Origin of the sequence: Streptoverticillium reticulum (assembly GCF_047456005.1) — a bacterium.
In the GTDB taxonomy this organism is placed as follows: Bacteria; Actinomycetota; Actinomycetes; order Streptomycetales; family Streptomycetaceae; genus Streptomyces; species Streptomyces reticulum.
In genome coordinates, this window is record NZ_CP179755.1 from 3,610,957 (window position 1) to 3,627,323 (window position 16,367).

A 16,367-nucleotide genomic window follows, 5' to 3' on the forward strand; every position below is an offset into this window, starting at 1 on the left:
GCTGCCCGGGCCCGGCACACCGAGTACGGCGCAGCCGGAGCCGGAGATGCCGCAGCGCCCGTCGGATGACATGCGTCATCACGCGGGCACCGCGGCATTGCATTGCGTCCGGTAGGTCGCCGAACCGTCTGGCGTCAAGCTGTGCGTCAGGTCAAGCTGTGCGTGCTGTGTGTCAGGACGCGAGAACCTCGTCGAGCAGGGCCTCGGCCTTGTCCTCGTTGGTGTTCTCCGCGAGGGCGAGCTCGCTGACCAGGATCTGCCGCGCCTTGGCGAGCATCCGCTTCTCGCCTGCGGAAAGACCGCGCTCGCGCTCCCGGCGCCACAGGTCGCGCACGACCTCGGCAACCTTGATCACGTCACCGGACGCGAGCTTCTCGAGATTCGCCTTGTAGCGACGGGACCAGTTCGTCGGCTCTTCCGCGTAGGGCGCGCGGAGCACCTCGAAGACCCGGTCGAGCCCGTCCTGGCCGACCACATCGCGTACGCCGACGAACTCGGCATTGTCCGCCGGCACCCGAACCGTCAGGTCACCCTGGGCGACCTTCAGCACCAAGTAGGTCTTGTCCACGCCTTTGATCTGGCGAGTTTCGATGGCCTCGATCAGCGCGGCCCCGTGATGGGGATAGACCACGGTGTCGCCAACCTTGAACGTCATGTGACAGGTACCCCTTCCGTGGCTATCCAGTCTAACACGTGAACTGCCCGTTCTGAATGGCGTTTCCGCAGGTCAGGGCATATCTCGGGGCTTGACAACAGCAACCGCAACGTGCTGCGGAGGGCTTCCGGAAGCGGGTATTCGCAGGTCGGAGCCGGTCTCCGGGCGGGACGAAACGTGCGCGTCACCCGCCCCGGGCGGGGCCCGCAGGCGGCTGAACGTCCCGTTTTGCCGGGGTCCGGTCGGCCGAGTTCCGGTACTCCGTTCGGGGCGCGCCCGGCCTTCCGCATGCCGATTCCGGAATTGATCAAGCCGTACTTGATCAATTCCGGAAGTTCTTCCTGGCCGCCTTCGCATTCTGCGCCGATAATCCGCGCGAGCGCCCCCGCGCACTCCATGAACGACTTCCCGGCCTCCGCACCGGCGATATTCGGCCGTGCCGGACCGGGGTCCGGCGAGGGGCGCGCGGGAGGGGACGGACGAGCACCGGAGTGGACCATGGGGCGGGTCGGGTGCGGCGGCTCCACGACGGCTCGGTAACCTAAGCGCGCTGACACACCCTTTATCTCGTCTACCTCGTCCAAGGAGATGCCGCCGCCGTGAGCAGCAGCCTTCGACGCGGCGCTCTCGCCGCTACCGCCCTCGTGCTCTCGATCGCCCCGCTCTCCGCCTGCGCGGCGGGCAACAGCGCGCAGACGCTGGAGGTCAAGCCGGACAACGCCGAGACCTCGGTCGGCGACATCAAGCTGCAGAACATCAACGTCATCACCCAGCCGGAGTCCGCCAACGGCCCCGCCGTGGTCACCGGCAAGATCTTCAACAACGGTCGTACGGACCAGCAGCTGCGCTCGATCACCTTCGCGGGCAAGAACGTCACCGTGAACCTCAGCCCCGCCAAGGGCGCCGGCGCGCTGGTGGTGCCCGCGGGCGGCTCGCTGACCCTGGGCGGCAAGGACAACGCCTCCGCCGTGCTCCCGAAGGGCCGTGAGGGCTTCAAGGACGGCGACTCCCAGCAGCTGGCCTTCGACTTCAGCAACACGGGCGAGGTGAAGATCGGCGCCTTCGTGTACCCCGCGAAGAGCTTCTTCAAGGACTGGGGCCCGAGCAACCCCGCCCCGGCGCCCGCCGCCTCCCAGGCTTCTCAGCCCGCCCAGCAGCAGCCCGCCAAGCCGGGCCAGCCCGGGCAGCAGCAGCCGAGCGCGAGCCAGTCGGCCCAGGCCGGCCAGCAGCACGCCGGGCACTGAGACCGGGAACATCGAAAGATCGCAAAGGGGAGGGCCCGGAAGCATCCGCTTCCGGGCCCTCCCCTTTGCCGTACGCGCCGTGCGCGCCGTACGGCCTACGGCTCGAACTTGTAGCCGAGCCCGCGCACCGTCACCAGGTAGCGCGGGGCGCCCGGGTCCGGCTCGATCTTGGCGCGCAGGCGCTTGACGTGCACGTCGAGCGTCTTGGTGTCACCGACGTAGTCCGCGCCCCAGACGCGGTCGATGAGCTGCATGCGCGTCAGCACGCGGCCCGCGTTGCGCAGCAGCATCTCCAGCAGGTCGAACTCCTTGAGCGGCAGGTCGACCTTGCCGCCGGCGACCGTGACGACGTGCCGGTCGACGTCCATCCGGACGGGGCCGGCCTCCAGGGCCGCCGGGGTCACCTCCTCGGGCTCGCCGCGGCGGCGCAGCACGGCGCGGATGCGGGCCACCAGCTCCCGGGAGGAGAAGGGCTTGGTGACGTAGTCGTCGGCTCCTATCTCCAGGCCGACGACCTTGTCGATCTCGCTGTCCTTGGCCGTGACCATGATCACGGGCACATTGGAGCGGCTGCGCAGCTGCCGGCAGACCTCGGTGCCGGGCAGGCCCGGCAGCATCAGGTCGAGCAGGACCAGGTCGGCGCCGTTGCGTTCGAACTCGTCCAGCCCGTCGGGCCCGGTCGTCGCGATGGCGACCTCGAAGCCCTCCTTGCGGAGCATGTAGGACAACGCGTCGCTGAAGGATTCCTCGTCCTCTACAACGAGCACTCGGGTCACGGAAAGACCTCCGGTCGGGTCTCTGGGAAGTACGCAGTGGGGGAAAGGGGGACCTCGAGTGTCATGGGTGGACCCCCGGGGCGGGAAGGGATTCGGGGACGAAGGGGTCGTCGGCCGGGTCGTCGAAGGAGCCGTCCGTCATGCGGCTGCGGACCCGCTCGGCCCGCTCGCGGTCGCGGACGGAGCCGGCCTCGGGCAGCCGGAGGGTGAAGGTGGAGCCCTGGCCCTCGGCGCTCCACACGGTGACCTCGCCGCCGTGCGAGGCGACCACGTGCTTGACGATCGACAGGCCCAGGCCCGTGCCGCCGGTGGCCCGGGAGCGGGCGGGGTCGACGCGGTAGAAGCGCTCGAAGACGCGCTCGCGGTCCTTCTCCGAGATGCCGATGCCCTGGTCCGTGACGGCGAGCTCGATGAGGTCGCCGCCGGGGGCCGCCACCCGGCGGGCGGCGATGCCCACGCGGGTGCGCGCGGGGCTGTAGTTGACGGCGTTCTCCACGAGGTTGCCCAGGGCGGCGGCGAGCTGGCCGCGGTTGCCCCAGACGTGCAGGTCGGCGGTGCCGCCCGCGGCCATGGTGATCTGCTTGGTGCCGGCCTGGTGGCGGCAGCGGTCGATGGCCTCGGCGACGAGCTCGTCCACCCGGACCGGCTCGGCGTCCTCCAGCGGGTCGTCGTTCTGCACCCGGGAGAGGTCGATGAGCTCCTGGACCAGGTTGGTCAGCCGCGTCGACTCGATCTGCATCCGGCCCGCGAAGCGGGTGACGGCCTCGGGGTCGTCGGCGGCGTCCATGACGGCCTCGGAGAGCAGGGAGAGCGCGCCGACCGGGGTCTTGAGCTCGTGGCTGACGTTGGCGACGAAGTCGCGGCGGACGGCCTCGATGCGGCGGGCCTCGGTGAGGTCCTCGACGAGCAGCAGCACCAGCCGGGAGCCGAGCGGGGCGACCCGGGCGGAGACGGCGAGGGCATCGCCGCGGCCGGTGCCGCGGCGCGGCAGGTCGAGCTCGACCTGGCGTATCTCGCCGTCGCGGCGGGTGTCGCGGGCCATCTGCAGCATGGGCTCGACGGCGAGCCGGCCGCCGCGGACGAGCCCGAGCGCGTACGCGGCGGAGCTGGCCTTGACGACGGCGTCGCCCTCGTCGAGCACGACGGCGGAGGAACGGAGCACCGACAGGACGGTGTCCACTCCGGGCGGCAGGACGGCGTCGGTGTGCAGGGAGCTCCGCGTGGGGCGGGCCTGGTCCCGCTCGCTCCAGCGGAACGCCAGCATGGCGATCACGCCGGTGCACAGACCGGCGACCGCTGCTGCGGCGGCGACCGCCGCGTTCACGTTCATGCATCCAGGTTATGCGGGCGCACCGACACCTCCACAGCCAAACGGGGGGCACCTCGAACACACGTTGCCGAGAGTTCACCTTGAGGTCAGCACCGGTTCACTCCTGATGACGGAAGCCGTCGGATTCCGGCCGGAACGTGGGACCGTGACGGGGCAACCCGTCGGACTCCGAGCGAGAGAAGGACAGGACATGCGGGACGCGTACCACGAGGAGCTGGATTCGATCGGCGAGGGCCTGGTCGAGATGGCCCGGCTGGTCGGGTCCGCGATCGGGCGCGCCACCACGGCGATCCTGGACGCGGACCTCAAGCTGGCGGAGTCCGTCATCGCGGCGGACGCCAGGGTCGACGACCTCCAGCGCGACCTGGAGGCGCGGGCCATCGCCCTGCTGGCGAGGCAGCAGCCGGTCGCCACGGATCTGCGGATCGTGGTCACCTCGCTGCGGATGAGCGCGGACCTGGAGCGCTCGGGCGACCTGGCCCAGCACGTGGCCAAGCTGGCCCGGCTGCGCTTTCCCGAGACGGCGGTGCCCTCGGACCTGCACTCCACGGTGCTGGAGATGGGCCAGCTGGCCCAGCGGCTGATGGCCAAGGCGGCCGAGGTGATCATCACCAAGGACGTCGACCTGGCGCTCCAGCTGGAGCAGGACGACGACGCGATGGACCTGCTGCACCGCACGCTCTTCCAGCACCTGATGGACGACCGCTGGCGGCACGGCATCGAGACGGCCGTGGACGTGACGCTGCTGGGCCGCTACTACGAGCGCTTCGCCGACCATGCGGTCTCGGTGGCCAAGCGCGTTGTCTACCTGGTCACCGGGGAGCACGCGGACGAGATCGTGCAGTCCTCCGGCACGGGCGCGGGTTCGGGCGAGAACGCGTAGGGCGCGTGACCGTAGCGTGCGCCTGCAAATGCCTCTGCACGCTGCGAATGCGCCTGCGCGCCCGCTCATACGTACGCGCCGGGCATTGACGATCGCTCTGTGCCGTCCTTGACTGGTGGGCAGGCAGACCACTCCATCGAGGAGGTACCGAATGAGCGGCTGTCAGTGCGGACCCGGATGCAGTTGCGGCTGCCAGCAAGGCGGATCGTGCCAGTGCGGTGGCGGCTGCGGCTGACGCCTCGGACATGTCACTCACGGGGAGAGCCCCCGGCCGGGATTCCGGCCGGGGGCTCTTTCCGTCACGCAGTGAGTCGCGCAGTGAGAAGGGCTACTTCTTCTTGCCCTGGTTCTTCACGGCCTCGATGGCGGCCTTGGCGGCCTCCGGGTCGAGGTACTTGCCGCCGGGGACGACCGGGCGGAAGTCGGCGTCGAGCTCGTAGGCGAGCGGGATGCCGGTGGGGATGTTCAGGCCCGCGATGTCGGCGTCGGAGATGCCGTCGAGGTGCTTGACCAGGGCGCGCAGGCTGTTGCCGTGCGCGGCGACCAGGACCGTGCGGCCGGCCGTCAGGTCGGGGACGATGCCGTCGTACCAGTACGGCAGCATGCGGGCGACGACGTCCTTGAGGCACTCGGTGCGCGGCCGGAGCTCCGGCGGGATCGAGGCGTAGCGCGGGTCGTCGCTCTGCGAGAACTCGGTGCCGTCCTCGAGGGCCGGCGGCGGGGTGTCGTACGAGCGGCGCCAGAGCATGAACTGCTCCTCGCCGAACTCGGCCAGGGTCTGGGCCTTGTCCTTGCCCTGGAGGGCGCCGTAGTGGCGCTCGTTCAGCCGCCAGGAGCGGTGGACCGGGATCCAGTGGCGGTCGGCGGACTCCAGTGCGAGCTGCGCGGTGCGGATCGCGCGCTTCTGGAGGGACGTGTGGACCACGTCCGGGAGCAGGCCGGCGTCCTTGAGGAGCTCGCCGCCCCGGACCGCCTCCTTCTCGCCCTTCTCGTTGAGGTTGACGTCCACCCAGCCGGTGAACAGGTTCTTGGCGTTCCACTCGCTCTCGCCGTGGCGGAGGAGGATCAGCTTGTACGGTGCGTCGGCCATGCCCTTGAGCGTAATCGACTGCGCGGGCGGCCCGCGCGCGCCCGCCCGGCGCCGGTCACTTGATCACGATCGTCAATTCAATGGCGTGCACACGTCGAGGTTGTGTAAGTTGCGGATCACTTGATCACCACTTACACAGGGGGCACGGGTGGGCATGGGAACGGCGGTGCGGCGGAGCGTCTCGGGGCTGCCGCGGGAGTTCTGGTGGCTGTGGACCTCCACACTGATCAACCGGCTGGGCTCCTTCGTCTCCACGTTCCTGGCGCTCTACCTGACCCTGGAGCGCGGCTACTCGGCCTCGTTCGCGGGGATGGTCGCGGCGCTGCACGGGCTCGGCGGAGTGATCTCCTCCATAGGCTCCGGCGTGCTCACCGACCGCCTCGGGCGGCGGCCCACCCTGCTCGTCGCCCAGACCTCGACCGCCTTCTCGGTCGCACTGCTGGGCTTCATGCAGCACCCCGCGGCCATCGCGGCCGTCGCCTTCGTGGTGGGCATGGCCGCCAACGCCTCACGCCCGGCCGTGCAGGCGATGATGGCCGACATCGTGGCCCCGCAGGACCGGGTCCGGGCGTTCGCCCTCAACTACTGGGCCATCAACCTCGGTTTCGCCTTCTCGTCGCTGGCCGCGGGGCTGATCGCCGAACACAGCTATCTGATCGGGTTCCTGGCGGAAGGGACGATGACGCTGGCGTGCGCCGTGCTCGTCTTCCTCAAGCTGCCGGAGTCGCGGCCCGAGCGGACGTCCTCCGGTACGGCCGCCGACGAACCGGCCGTCGGGATGGGCACGGTGCTCCGCGACCGGCGCTACATGAGCGTCGTCGGGCTGTCGTTCCTCATCGCCCTGATCTTCCAGCAGAGTTCGGTCGCGCTGCCGGTGGCCATGGGCGGGAGCGGCTTCTCCAGCGGCGACTACGGGATGGTCATCGCGGTGAACGGCGTGCTGATCGTGGCCCTGCAGATTCCCGTCACCCGCTTCATCGAGCACCGGGACCCGCAGCGGCTGCTGGTGCTGTCCGCGCTCCTCGCGGGGTACGGCTTCGGGCTGACCGCCTTCGCCGGGTCGATCGCGATGTACGTCCTGACGGTGTGCGTCTGGACGGTGGCGGAGATCGTCAACTCGCCCACGCAGATGGGGCTGGTGGTGCGGCTGTCGCCCACGCACGGGCGCGGGCGCTACCAGGGCGTCTACACGCTGTCGTGGTCGGTGGCGGCGCTGGTGGCGCCGCTGACCGGCGGCACGGTGATCGACAACTTCGGGCCCGCGGCGCTCTGGGCGGGATGCGCGGTGGTCGGCACCGTGGCCGCCGCGGGGTACTGGCTGCTGATGCGGGGGCTGCCTGCGGCAGGCTCCGCCGGGGGTGCGGTGGCGGCACCGCAGACCGAGGAGGAGCGGGTGTCAGGGTGAGGACCTCGGCCCGTCGCCCCCAGGGCGCGTCCGGCGGATCTTCGCGCCTCGTAAGGGGCGCGGGGAACCGCGCGACCGGCCACGACGCACCCGCAGCCGACGTCCCGGGGCTTCGCCCCGGACCCCTGGGGTGGTGCGTCGACTGCAGGCCGCCGGTGGCTGGTCGCGCAGTTCCCCGCGCCCCTTACGAGGCGCCGAACACGCCCTAGTTCTCACCCCGCGTCAGGCGTGCGAACGCGTCCAGGTTGCGCGTCGACTCGCCCCGCGACGTGCGCCACGCGTACTCCTTGCGGATCGCCGACGCGAAGCCCATCTCCAGCAGGGTGTTGAAGCTGCCGTCCGCCGCCTCCAGGACCGTGCCCAGGATGCGGTCGATCTCCTCCGGCGTGACCGCCGGCAGCGGCAGGCGGCCCACCAGGTAGACGTCGCCCAGGGGGTCGATCGCGTAAGCGACGCCGTACAGGCGGGTGTTGCGCTCCAGCAGCCAGCGGTGCACCGCCTCGTGGTTCTCGTCGGGGCAGCGCACGACGAAGGCGTTGACGGACAGCGAGTGCCTGCCGACGAGCAGGGAGACCGTCGTCGAGAGCTTGCGCGTGCCGGGGAGCTTGACGACGTACGAACCGTCGGCCGGGCTCTCCCATTCGAGCCCGGCCTCGCGGAGCGCCTGCTCGATCGTGGTCTTCGCGTCAGACATGGGTCGAGCGTAGGCGACGGCGGCGCTCGTGCATCGCTGCGGTGTAGACGTCGGCCGTGGCGGCGGCCGCCGCGCCCCAGCCGAAGGACTGCGCGTGCCGGGCGGCCGCGGCACCCATACGGTCCGTCAGCTCCGGTGCGTCCGCGAAGCGGGCGAGCGCCTCCGCGTAGTCGGCCGGGTCGTGCCCGGGTATCAGGAAGCCGCTGACCCCGTCCCGGACGGCCACCGGCAGGCCGCCGACCTCCGCGGCCAGCACCGGCGTGCCGCAGGCCTGCGCCTCGGCGGCGACCAGGCCGAACGACTCGCTGTGGGACGGCATGACGAGCACGGACGCCGCCCGGTACCAGTCGGCGAGCTGCTGCTGGCCGACCGGCGGGCGGAAGCGGACGACATCGGCGACGCCCAGCCGGGCGGCGAGCTTCTGCAGCCCCTCCGGCTTGGCGAGACCGCTGCCGCTGGGGCCTCCGACGACCGGCACGACCATCCGCGAACGCAGCTCGGGCCGCCGCTCCAGCAGCACGGCGACCGCACGCAGCAGCACGTCGGGGGCCTTGAGCGGCTGGATGCGCCCGGCGAACAGCGGGATCAGCGCATCGGCCGGCAGGCCCAGCCGCGCCCGGGCGGCCGCGCGGCCGTCGGACGGGCGGAAGCGGTCGAGGTTGACCCCCGGGTGCACGACGGCGACCTTGCCGGGATCGGCGTCGTAGTGGTGCACGAGCTCCTCGGCCTCGCCGTCGGTGTTGGCGATGAGCCGGTCGGCCGCCCGGACGATCTGGGTCTCGCCGATGACCCGGGTGTCGGGCTCGGGGGTGTCGCCCTCGGCCAGGGCGGCGTTCTTGACCTTGGCCATGGTGTGCATGGCGTGGACGAGCGGCACGCCCCAGCGCTCGGCGGCGAGCCAGCCGACGTGGCCGGAGAGCCAGTAGTGGGAATGGACCAGGTCATAGTGGCCGGGCCGGTGGCCGGCCCAGGCCTGCATCACGCCGTGGGTGAAGGCGCACAGCTGCGCCGGGAGCTCCTCCTTGGCCAGGCCCTCGTACGGACCGGCGTCGATGTGCCGGACGAGGACGCCGGGGGCGAGCTCCACGACGGGGGGCAGGGCGCCGGTGGTGGCGCGGGTGAAGATCTCGACCTCGATGTCGATGCTCGCGAGCCTCTTGGCGAGCTCGACGATGTAGACGTTCATGCCGCCCGCGTCGCCCGTGCCGGGCTGGTGCAGCGGGGAGGTGTGAACGCTGAGCATGGCGATGCGACGCGGCCGCCGAGGGGTGCCGATGCGCCGGATCTGGGGCAACTGGGGCTTGTGGAAGGGGCCGAGCGTTCGGCCGCGGCGAGCGCCGAGCCGGGATGCGTACTGGCTCACCTGCGTATTCCTCCGTGTGCCTGGGACGTGCACCACTCTCTCGTTCACCGGGGCCAACGCTGCGGAGGCGGTCTCCCCTTCCCACTTTGCCAAAGCGTGATGTAGCCATCCACCTCAGCCCCTCGGTCTTCTCAGCCGTCGCCCCGGCAGCGGGACAGCAGCACGCCGGCCGCCAGCTGGGCCGCGGCCGTCACCAGCAGGGCCGCCATGGGCGCCGTCCAGCCGCCGGTGGCGCCGTGCAGCAGGCCCACCGCCAGCGGGCCGAGTGCGGCCAGCAGATACCCGAGGGACTGGGAGAGCGTGGACAGCGCCGTGGTCTCCGCGGGGCTGCTGCCGCTCTGCGCGATCACGGCGAGGACCAGCGGGAACGAGCACATCCCCAGCCCCACCAGCACCGCCCACACCATGGGCAGGGCGACCGGCGCCAGCAGCAGGCCGGTGAACCCCGCGAGCATCGCCAGCGAGACGCCGACGAACGCCCCGCGCAGCCGGCCCGGCCCCTTGGCGGCGGCGAGCACCACGAAGGACACGGGGATGCCGACCGCCTGCGTGACCGCCAGCACCGCGCCCGCCGCGCCCTCGGACATGCCCTGCCCCGAGAGCAGGGACGGGAGCCAGCCGACCACCGCGTAGGCGTTGAGCGCTTGGAGGCCGAAGTAGACGGTGACCAGCGCGCCCAGCCGAGTGCGGGCGACGGCCCGCAGGGATATCCGCCCACCGGGCCCGCCCACGGACCCGTCCGCGGCGCGCGGCGCCCGGGCCCGCACCGCGGCCCACACCACCAGAGCGGCCAGGGCCGGCACGGCCCAGACCGCCAGCCCCAGCGACGGCGAGCCGACGGAGTCGGCCAGCGGGACGGACACGGCGGAGGCGGCGGCCGCGCCCAGGGCGAGCGTGGTCGTGTAGACGCCGGTCAACAGGCCCGTGCGGCCGGGGAAGTGGGTGCGGACCAGCGTGGGCAGCAGGACGTTGCACAGTGCGAGGCCCGACATGCCGAGCGCCGTGCCGGCGAGCAGCGCCCACACGGCCGGCACCGCCCGTATCGCGAGGCCCGCCGTGAGCGCGGCGAGCGCCAGCAGCACCGCGCGCTCGGCGCCGACACGCCGGGCCAGGGCGCCCGTGCCGGCCCCGGCGGCCGCGAAGCACAGCGTCGGCAGCGTGGGCAGCAGGGCCGCCACCGCGGAGGGCAGGGCGAGATCCGTCCGCAGGGCTTCGAGGAGGGCGGAGGCGCTGCTGATGCCGAGGCGGAGGTTGAGGGCGATGAGCACCACGGCCACGGCGGTGAGCCAGGCGGGGCGGGCGCGGCGGGGGCCGGGCGGGGCGGCAGTGACGGGCGGGGCCGGGGCGGAGTCCCGGGACGGCACGGACGAGGACACGAAGGACATACATCAAACGTAAGACGTCCGACGTTTTATGTCCATGCCCCGAACGGGTACCGTGAATCCATGACTCTGGAACCGGTCCGCCGGCCGGCCCTGTCGGCCGAGGTCATCGAGGCGCTCCGGGCCCGGATCGCCTCCGGCGAGTGGCCCGTCGGCTCCCGCATCCCTCCCGAACCCGAGCTGATGCGCCAATTGCAGGTCGCGCGCGGCACCGTCCGCGAGGCGGTGCGCGCGCTCGCCCACGCGGGGCTGCTGGAGGTGCGGCGCGGCGACGGCACGTACGTCCGCGCGACCAGCGAGCTGTCCGGCGCGGTCTCCCGCCTCTACGGCCACAGCGGCCTCGGCCAGCTGCTCGAAGTGCGCGAGGCCCTCGACACGCAGGCCGCCCGGCTGGCCGCCGTGCGGGCCGAGGACGCCACGCTCGACGAGCTCGCCCTGGCGCTCCAGCGACGCGGCGACGCCTGGCGCGCCGGGGACTTCGAGGGCTGGATCGCCGCGGACTGGGCCTTCCACTCCGGGGTCGCCGAGGCCGCCGGCAACCCGCTCCTGTCCGAGCTCTACTGCAACCTCGCCGAGCCGCTGCACGCCGCCATGGCCGACACGTGGTCCACGCCCGGCTTCGAGGGCGCGGACCCGGTGGGCCACGAGTCGCTGCTGGCCGCCCTGCGGGACCGGGATCCGGACGGCGCCGCCGAGCAGGCCGGCGCCAACGTCGCCGACACGCGCGCGTGGGACACCCGGGCCCAGGAACCGCGGGCACACCAGCCGCACGCGGCACGCCCTTAGGCTTGTTCATCATGAGTTCCCGTACCGCCGCCCCTCCCCGCCGGCCCATAGGTTCGGCGACACGCGGTACCACCAACCCGAACCGGCTGCGCCGCATGGACCGGTGGATCGCCGCCGCGTACGGCCCCGAGCTGCGGCGCAGCGCCGACCCGGTGGCCGTGGACCTGGGCTACGGGGCCGCGCCCTGGACGGCCGTGGAGCTGCTGGGGCGGCTGCGCACCGTGCGGCCGGACGCGGAGGTCGTCGGGGTCGAGATAGACCCGGAGCGGGTCGCGGCGGCACAGCCGTACGCCCGGGACGGGCTGGCCTTCGCCCACGGCGGCTTCGAGGTGCCGCTCGCCGGTGCGCGGCGGCCCGCGCTGATACGGGCCGCGAACGTGCTGCGGCAGTACGGGGAGGACGAGGTCGCCGAGGTCTGGGCACGGCTGTGCGGGCGGCTCGCGCCGGGCGGACTGCTGGTCGAGGGCACGTGCGACGAGATAGGGCGGCGCCATGTGTGGGTCGCGCTCGGCCCCGAGGGGCCGCGGACGGTGACGTTCGCCGCGCGGCTGGGGTCGCTGGGGACGCCGTCGGATCTGGCCGAGCGGCTGCCGAAGGCGCTCATACACCGGAACGTTCCGGGTGAGCCGGTGCACGCGTTCCTGCGGGACTTCAACCGGGCGTGGGCGGCGGCCGCACCGTACGCTGCGCTGAGCGCCAGGCAGCGGTGGATTCGTGCGGTGGCCACCGTGCGGTCGGAGTGGCCCGTCGTGGACGGGCCGCAGCGGTGGCGGCAGGGTGAAGTGACCCTGGCCTGGGAGGCGTTGGCGCCACGGGGTTAATCCCCCGCCAACGCCCTCAGCAGATCGTCCACCAGCTCCCGGTCCCGCCGCTGCGTCAGCCGGGCCCTCGCCGCCTCCGGTCGCAGCCACAGCAGGCGGTCCACCTCCCTGTTCGGTTCGAAGGAGCCGCCCGTCACGCGGGCCGCCCAGTAGTGGACCTCCTTCGGGCGGCCTGCGGCGAGGTAGCGGGCCGTGGGGAGGGGCGGGCCCGGTTCGCAGTGCATGCCCGTCTCCTCCAGGACCTCGCGTATCGCGCCCGCCAGCGGGGTCTCGCCCCGCTTGAGCTTGCCTTTCGGCCACGACCAGTCGTCGTACTTCGGCCGGTGGACGACGGCGACCTCCACCGCGCCGTCCGCCCCTTCCCCTTCCGCGTACCGCCACAGCACGCAGCCGGCCGCGCGGACGATCTGTGCGCTCACGGGGTCCCCGTGAGCCGCTGCCAGACGCGGCCGAAGTAGTAGCGTGCCGCCTCCACCTCGTGCCGCTGGTCCGCGTGCAGCACCCCGAGCGCGTACGCCGTGGCGGGGGCGATGCGGGGCGTGCGGGCCGCGGAGGCGGCCGCAGCCGCGGCCTCCGCCGCGTCGCGGTGGCGGTCGAGGGCCTGGCTCGCGCTCAACAGGCGCACGGAGAGGGAGGGTTCGGCCTCCGTCTGCTGCTGCTCGTCGAGGACTTCCTGCGCATAGCGGCGCAGCCGCACCAGTCGGCGCACCTGGTGCCAGGGCGCGTCCTGCCGCCCCTCCGGCGGCGGCGCGTCGGCTGCGGCCGTCGCGGCCAGGCCGTGCACCAGCGCCTCGGAGTTGTAGGGGAGCCCCGCGACCGACAGCGGCAGCGCGGCCACCGCCTCCGTCATCCGGGCGTGCGCCTGCTCGGCCAGGCGCGGCAGCGCGTCGCGGGCGGACAGGCCCCGGGCCGCCGGGTCGAGCGGCACGTCGGAGGCCAGCACCGCCACCGCGTCGGCGACGCCGTGGAAGCGCGAGGACCCCAGCGCCTGCAGCGCCGCCGAGTGGGCGCGCGTCCGCGCAAGCGTCAACTGCCGTTCCAGCAGCGCCCCGGCCCGTGCCGCGCCCACCGTCAGGCCGCCGCCCCCGCCGCTCGCCTCCTCCGTGCCGGACAGCCGGTGCAGGGCGCCCCGCAGCCGTGCGAGCCGTGCCGCGTACGCGTACTCACGGGCGAGGACGTCGGACAACCAGGCCAGCTCGCCGCGCAGTTGATCCGTCCACACCGCGTCGGTCAGCGGACGGTACACGTGCAGCGTGCCCGAGATGCGGCGCGCCGAGCGGCGCAGCAGGCGGCTGGCCTCGCCCGCGTCCTCCGCGTCCGCCCCGCTCTCCCGGTGCAGCCGCAGGCTGCGCAGGAACTCCGTTGCCTGGGCGTGCAGATAGGCCGACAACACGTCCGCAGCCATGCCGTCGGCCGCATCCGCCGTCTCCTGCACACTCTTCGCCGTTGTCACTTCCTGCCCCCCGGCTGCCGGGACGCTGCCGATGGGCGGGTCATGGGGTAGCCGAGCCACGCCTGCGCCTCCGGGCGTCGATGAGCATCTCCTGCACGTTCCTCAACGGCTGTCCGTCCCCGTCGGTGGCGTGCCGCGTCCAGTTGCCGTCCGCGCCCAGGTGCCAGGAGGCGGTGCGGTCGGACACGCCCACCTCCAGGAGGCGGCTGAGCGAGGCTCGGTGGCCGGGGTCGGCGACCCGTACGAGCGTCTCGATGCGCCGGTCGAGGTTGCGGTGCATCATGTCCGCGCTCCCGAGCCATACTTCCGGCTCGCCGCCGTTTCCGAAGGCGAACACGCGGGAGTGCTCCAGGAATCGTCCGAGGACGCTGCGCACCCGGATGTTCTCCGACAGGCCCATCACACCGGGCCGCAGGGCACAGATGCCGCGGACCCAGATGTCCACGGGCACCCCGGCGCGGGCCGCGCGATAGAGGGCGTCGATGACGGCCTCGTCGACCATCGAGTTGACCTTGATGCGGATGTAGGCGGGCAGCCCTGCGCGGTGGTGGGCGACCTCCTTGGCAATGCGTTTGACCAGCCCGTCGCGCAGCGATCTGGGGGCGACCAGCAGTCGCCGGTAGGTCTCGCGCCGCGAGTAGCCGGACAGCCGGTTGAAGAGGTCGGAGAGGTCGGCGCCCACCTGCGAGTCGGCGGTGAGCAGGCCGAAGTCCTCGTACAGGCGCGCCGTCTTGGGGTGGTAGTTGCCCGTGCCGACGTGCGAGTAGCGGCGCAGCGTCTCGCCCTCCTGGCGGACCACCAGGGAGAGCTTGCAGTGCGTCTTGAGCCCGACGAGCCCGTAGACGACGTGGCAGCCGGCCTCCTCCAGCTTGCGCGCCCACTTGATGTTGGCCTGTTCGTCGAAGCGTGCCTTGATCTCGACGAGCACAAGTACTTGTTTGCCGGACTCGGCCGCGTCTATCAGGGCGTCCACGATGGGCGAGTCGCCGGACGTCCGGTAGAGCGTCTGCTTGATGGCCAGGACGTCGGGGTCAGCGGCCGCCTGCTCCAGGAAGGCCTGGACGGAGGTGGAGAAGGAGTCGTACGGGTGGTGCAGCAGCACGTCGCGCTCGCGCAGGGCCGCGAAGATGTCGGGCGGGGAGGCGGACTCGACCTGGGCCAGGTCGCGGTGCGTGCCGCCCACGAACTTGGGGTACTTGAGCTCCGGCCGGTCGAGCGCGGCGATGCCGAAGAGCGCGGTGAGGTCGAGCGGGCCGGGCAGCGGGTAGACCTCGGCGTCGGAGATCTTCAGCTCGCGCACCAGCAGGTCCAGGACGTAAGGGTCGATGGTCTCCTCGACCTCCAGCCGCACGGGCGGACCGAAGCGGCGCCGCATGAGCTCCTTCTCCAGCGCCTGCAGGAGGTTCTCGGCGTCGTCCTCCTCGACCTCCAGGTCCTCGTTGCGCGTCACCCGGAACATGTGGTGCGCGAGCACCTCCATGCCGGGGAACAGCTCCTCCAGGTGCGCCGCTATGACGTCCTCCAGCGGGACGTAGCGCTGCGGCGAGGCCTCCAGGAAGCGCGACAGCAGCGGCGGCACCTTCACGCGTGCGAAGTGCTCATGGCCGCTCACGGGATTGCGGACGACCACGGCCAGGTTGAGCGAGAGGCCGGAGATGTACGGGAAGGGGTGCGCGGGGTCGACGGCCAGCGGGGTCAGCACGGGGAAGATCTGCTGCCGGAAGAGCGTGAAGAGCCGCTCCTGCTCCTTCTCCGTCAGCTCGGGCCAGCGGATCAAGTGGATGCCCTGCTCGGCCAGTTCGGACGCCACGTCCTGCTGGAAGCAGGCCGCGTGCCGGGCCATGAGCTCGCGCGAGCGGGTCCAGATGAGCTCCAGGACCTCGCGCGGCTGCAGCCCGGAGGCGGAGCGGGTGGCGACCCCGGTCGCGATGCGCCGCTTGAGACCGGCGACGCGGACCATGAAGAACTCGTCGAGGTTGCTCGCGAAGATCGCCAGGAAATTGGCGCGTTCCAGCAGCGGAGTGGCCGGATCCTCCGCCAGTTCCAGCACCCGCTCGTTGAACGCCAGCCAGCTGCGCTCCCGGTCCAGGAACCGTCCCTCGGGCAACGGGTCCTCCTCGGGACGCCGTGGAGCGCCCTCCGCCTCGGGCTGGTCGCGCTCCGTGAACCCGTCCTCGAAGGTGTCGTCGTACCGCACCTCGTACGCGTCCAGATCGACGTCCAGATCCGGCTCCAGGCCGGGCAGGCCCGCGGAGTCGTCCGTGCGCGGACGGTGGGCCGCGACGAACCCGACGGAGGGCTGCGGCCTCCCCGAACGACCTCCGTGATCTTCCTGTTCGCCGTGCGGTCGGTCCTGTGCCGGAGCGCTGGAGGACTGGGTCATACCTTCATTGTTCCGCGCCGGCGGCAGGTCGGGCGCGCCGGAGAGGGGCGCCCTGGCGGCGCGGAGCCGTCTTGCGGGTGCGTGGGGCACAGCGGGCTGCAT

The 16,367-nt window shown here is 72.3% G+C and carries 15 protein-coding genes; 5 read left to right on the forward strand and 10 right to left on the reverse strand.

The window, feature by feature from the left end; all coding sequences use genetic code 11:
- Positions 1-172 precede the first annotated feature (172 nt).
- Complete coding sequence (locus tag ACMATS_RS16235) at positions 173-655, reverse strand: CarD family transcriptional regulator (RefSeq protein WP_003953493.1); 483 nt, start codon at positions 653-655, stop codon at positions 173-175.
- A 599-nt stretch (positions 656-1,254) separates the two neighbouring features.
- On the opposite strand from ACMATS_RS16235, the gene ACMATS_RS16240 reads away from it, so the two are divergent.
- On the forward strand, positions 1,255-1,899 hold the full coding sequence (locus tag ACMATS_RS16240) for a DUF461 domain-containing protein (protein WP_414168278.1): 645 nt from the start codon (positions 1,255-1,257) through the stop codon (positions 1,897-1,899).
- Between the two features lie 95 nt (positions 1,900-1,994).
- Here ACMATS_RS16240 and ACMATS_RS16245 read toward each other — a convergent pair whose 3' ends face one another.
- Both ACMATS_RS16245 and ACMATS_RS16250 read right to left on the reverse strand, forming a co-directional pair.
- A complete protein-coding gene (locus tag ACMATS_RS16245) occupies positions 1,995-2,675 on the reverse strand; it encodes a response regulator (protein ID WP_390781772.1) in 681 nt (226 codons plus the stop codon).
- A 61-nt stretch (positions 2,676-2,736) separates the two neighbouring features.
- On the reverse strand, positions 2,737-4,005 hold the full coding sequence (locus tag ACMATS_RS16250; RefSeq protein WP_390781771.1) for a sensor histidine kinase: 1,269 nt from the start codon (positions 4,003-4,005) through the stop codon (positions 2,737-2,739).
- 190 nt (positions 4,006-4,195) lie between these two features.
- On the opposite strand from ACMATS_RS16250, the gene phoU reads away from it, so the two are divergent.
- Entirely contained in the window at positions 4,196-4,888 is a 693-nt protein-coding gene (gene phoU / locus ACMATS_RS16255) for a phosphate signaling complex protein PhoU (RefSeq protein WP_414168279.1), read from the forward strand.
- A 328-nt stretch (positions 4,889-5,216) separates the two neighbouring features.
- Here the strand turns inward: phoU and ACMATS_RS16260 are convergent, their stop codons facing one another.
- On the reverse strand, positions 5,217-5,978 hold the full coding sequence (locus ACMATS_RS16260; RefSeq protein ID WP_336415327.1) for a phosphoglyceromutase: 762 nt from the start codon (positions 5,976-5,978) through the stop codon (positions 5,217-5,219).
- A 154-nt stretch (positions 5,979-6,132) separates the two neighbouring features.
- Between ACMATS_RS16260 and ACMATS_RS16265 the strand changes: the two genes are divergently transcribed.
- Positions 6,133-7,383, forward strand: coding sequence for an MDR family MFS transporter (locus tag ACMATS_RS16265; RefSeq protein WP_414168280.1), 1,251 nt, complete (start codon positions 6,133-6,135; stop codon positions 7,381-7,383).
- Positions 7,384-7,588: 205 nt separating this feature from the next.
- Here the strand turns inward: ACMATS_RS16265 and ACMATS_RS16270 are convergent, their stop codons facing one another.
- The 3 genes from ACMATS_RS16270 to ACMATS_RS16280 all read right to left on the reverse strand — a co-directional run bounded on the left by ACMATS_RS16270 (position 7,589) and on the right by ACMATS_RS16280 (position 10,825).
- Positions 7,589-8,077, reverse strand: a complete 489-nt coding sequence (locus ACMATS_RS16270; RefSeq protein WP_414168281.1) for a YbjN domain-containing protein — start codon at positions 8,075-8,077, stop codon at positions 7,589-7,591.
- Positions 8,070-9,440, reverse strand: a complete 1,371-nt coding sequence (gene mshA / locus ACMATS_RS16275; protein ID WP_390781768.1) for a D-inositol-3-phosphate glycosyltransferase — start codon at positions 9,438-9,440, stop codon at positions 8,070-8,072. Before mshA ends, ACMATS_RS16270 begins: the two co-directional genes overlap by 8 nt.
- A 131-nt stretch (positions 9,441-9,571) precedes the next feature.
- Positions 9,572-10,825, reverse strand: a complete 1,254-nt coding sequence (locus ACMATS_RS16280; RefSeq protein WP_414168282.1) for an MFS transporter — start codon at positions 10,823-10,825, stop codon at positions 9,572-9,574.
- Positions 10,826-10,885: 60 nt separating this feature from the next.
- Between ACMATS_RS16280 and ACMATS_RS16285 the strand changes: the two genes are divergently transcribed.
- Complete coding sequence (locus ACMATS_RS16285; RefSeq protein ID WP_390781766.1) at positions 10,886-11,608, forward strand: FadR/GntR family transcriptional regulator; 723 nt, start codon at positions 10,886-10,888, stop codon at positions 11,606-11,608.
- Between the two features lie 11 nt (positions 11,609-11,619).
- Positions 11,620-12,429, forward strand: a complete 810-nt coding sequence (locus ACMATS_RS16290; protein WP_390781765.1) for a class I SAM-dependent methyltransferase — start codon at positions 11,620-11,622, stop codon at positions 12,427-12,429.
- Here the strand turns inward: ACMATS_RS16290 and ACMATS_RS16295 are convergent.
- The 3 genes from ACMATS_RS16295 to ACMATS_RS16305 form a co-directional block, all read right to left on the reverse strand.
- On the reverse strand, positions 12,426-12,848 hold the full coding sequence (locus ACMATS_RS16295; protein ID WP_414168283.1) for an NUDIX hydrolase: 423 nt from the start codon (positions 12,846-12,848) through the stop codon (positions 12,426-12,428). The genes ACMATS_RS16290 and ACMATS_RS16295 overlap by 4 nt on opposite strands.
- Positions 12,845-13,834, reverse strand: coding sequence for a CHAD domain-containing protein (locus ACMATS_RS16300; protein ID WP_414170736.1), 990 nt, complete (start codon positions 13,832-13,834; stop codon positions 12,845-12,847). The genes ACMATS_RS16295 and ACMATS_RS16300 overlap by 4 nt, the downstream gene beginning before the upstream one ends.
- Positions 13,835-13,922: 88 nt before the next feature.
- The gene (locus ACMATS_RS16305) at positions 13,923-16,265 is read right to left on the reverse strand and encodes an RNA degradosome polyphosphate kinase (protein ID WP_391153929.1); all 2,343 of its coding nucleotides are present in this window, start codon (positions 16,263-16,265) and stop codon (positions 13,923-13,925) included.
- Positions 16,266-16,367: the final 102 nt, after the last annotated feature.

Coding starts and splice junctions, on each gene's coding strand:
- phoU (WP_414168279.1), top strand. CDS start 4,196: ATGCGGGACGCGTACCACGAGGAGCTGGATTCGATCGGCGAGGGCCTG.
- ACMATS_RS16250 (WP_390781771.1), bottom strand. CDS start 4,005: ATGAACGTGAACGCGGCGGTCGCCGCCGCAGCAGCGGTCGCCGGTCTG.
- ACMATS_RS16305 (WP_391153929.1), bottom strand. CDS start 16,265: ATGACCCAGTCCTCCAGCGCTCCGGCACAGGACCGACCGCACGGCGAA.
- ACMATS_RS16285 (WP_390781766.1), top strand. CDS start 10,886: ATGACTCTGGAACCGGTCCGCCGGCCGGCCCTGTCGGCCGAGGTCATC.
- ACMATS_RS16235 (WP_003953493.1), bottom strand. CDS start 655: ATGACGTTCAAGGTTGGCGACACCGTGGTCTATCCCCATCACGGGGCC.
- ACMATS_RS16270 (WP_414168281.1), bottom strand. CDS start 8,077: ATGTCTGACGCGAAGACCACGATCGAGCAGGCGCTCCGCGAGGCCGGG.
- ACMATS_RS16280 (WP_414168282.1), bottom strand. CDS start 10,825: ATGTCCTTCGTGTCCTCGTCCGTGCCGTCCCGGGACTCCGCCCCGGCC.
- ACMATS_RS16290 (WP_390781765.1), top strand. CDS start 11,620: ATGAGTTCCCGTACCGCCGCCCCTCCCCGCCGGCCCATAGGTTCGGCG.
- ACMATS_RS16265 (WP_414168280.1), top strand. CDS start 6,133: ATGGGAACGGCGGTGCGGCGGAGCGTCTCGGGGCTGCCGCGGGAGTTC.
- ACMATS_RS16300 (WP_414170736.1), bottom strand. CDS start 13,834: ATGGCTGCGGACGTGTTGTCGGCCTATCTGCACGCCCAGGCAACGGAG.
- ACMATS_RS16260 (WP_336415327.1), bottom strand. CDS start 5,978: ATGGCCGACGCACCGTACAAGCTGATCCTCCTCCGCCACGGCGAGAGC.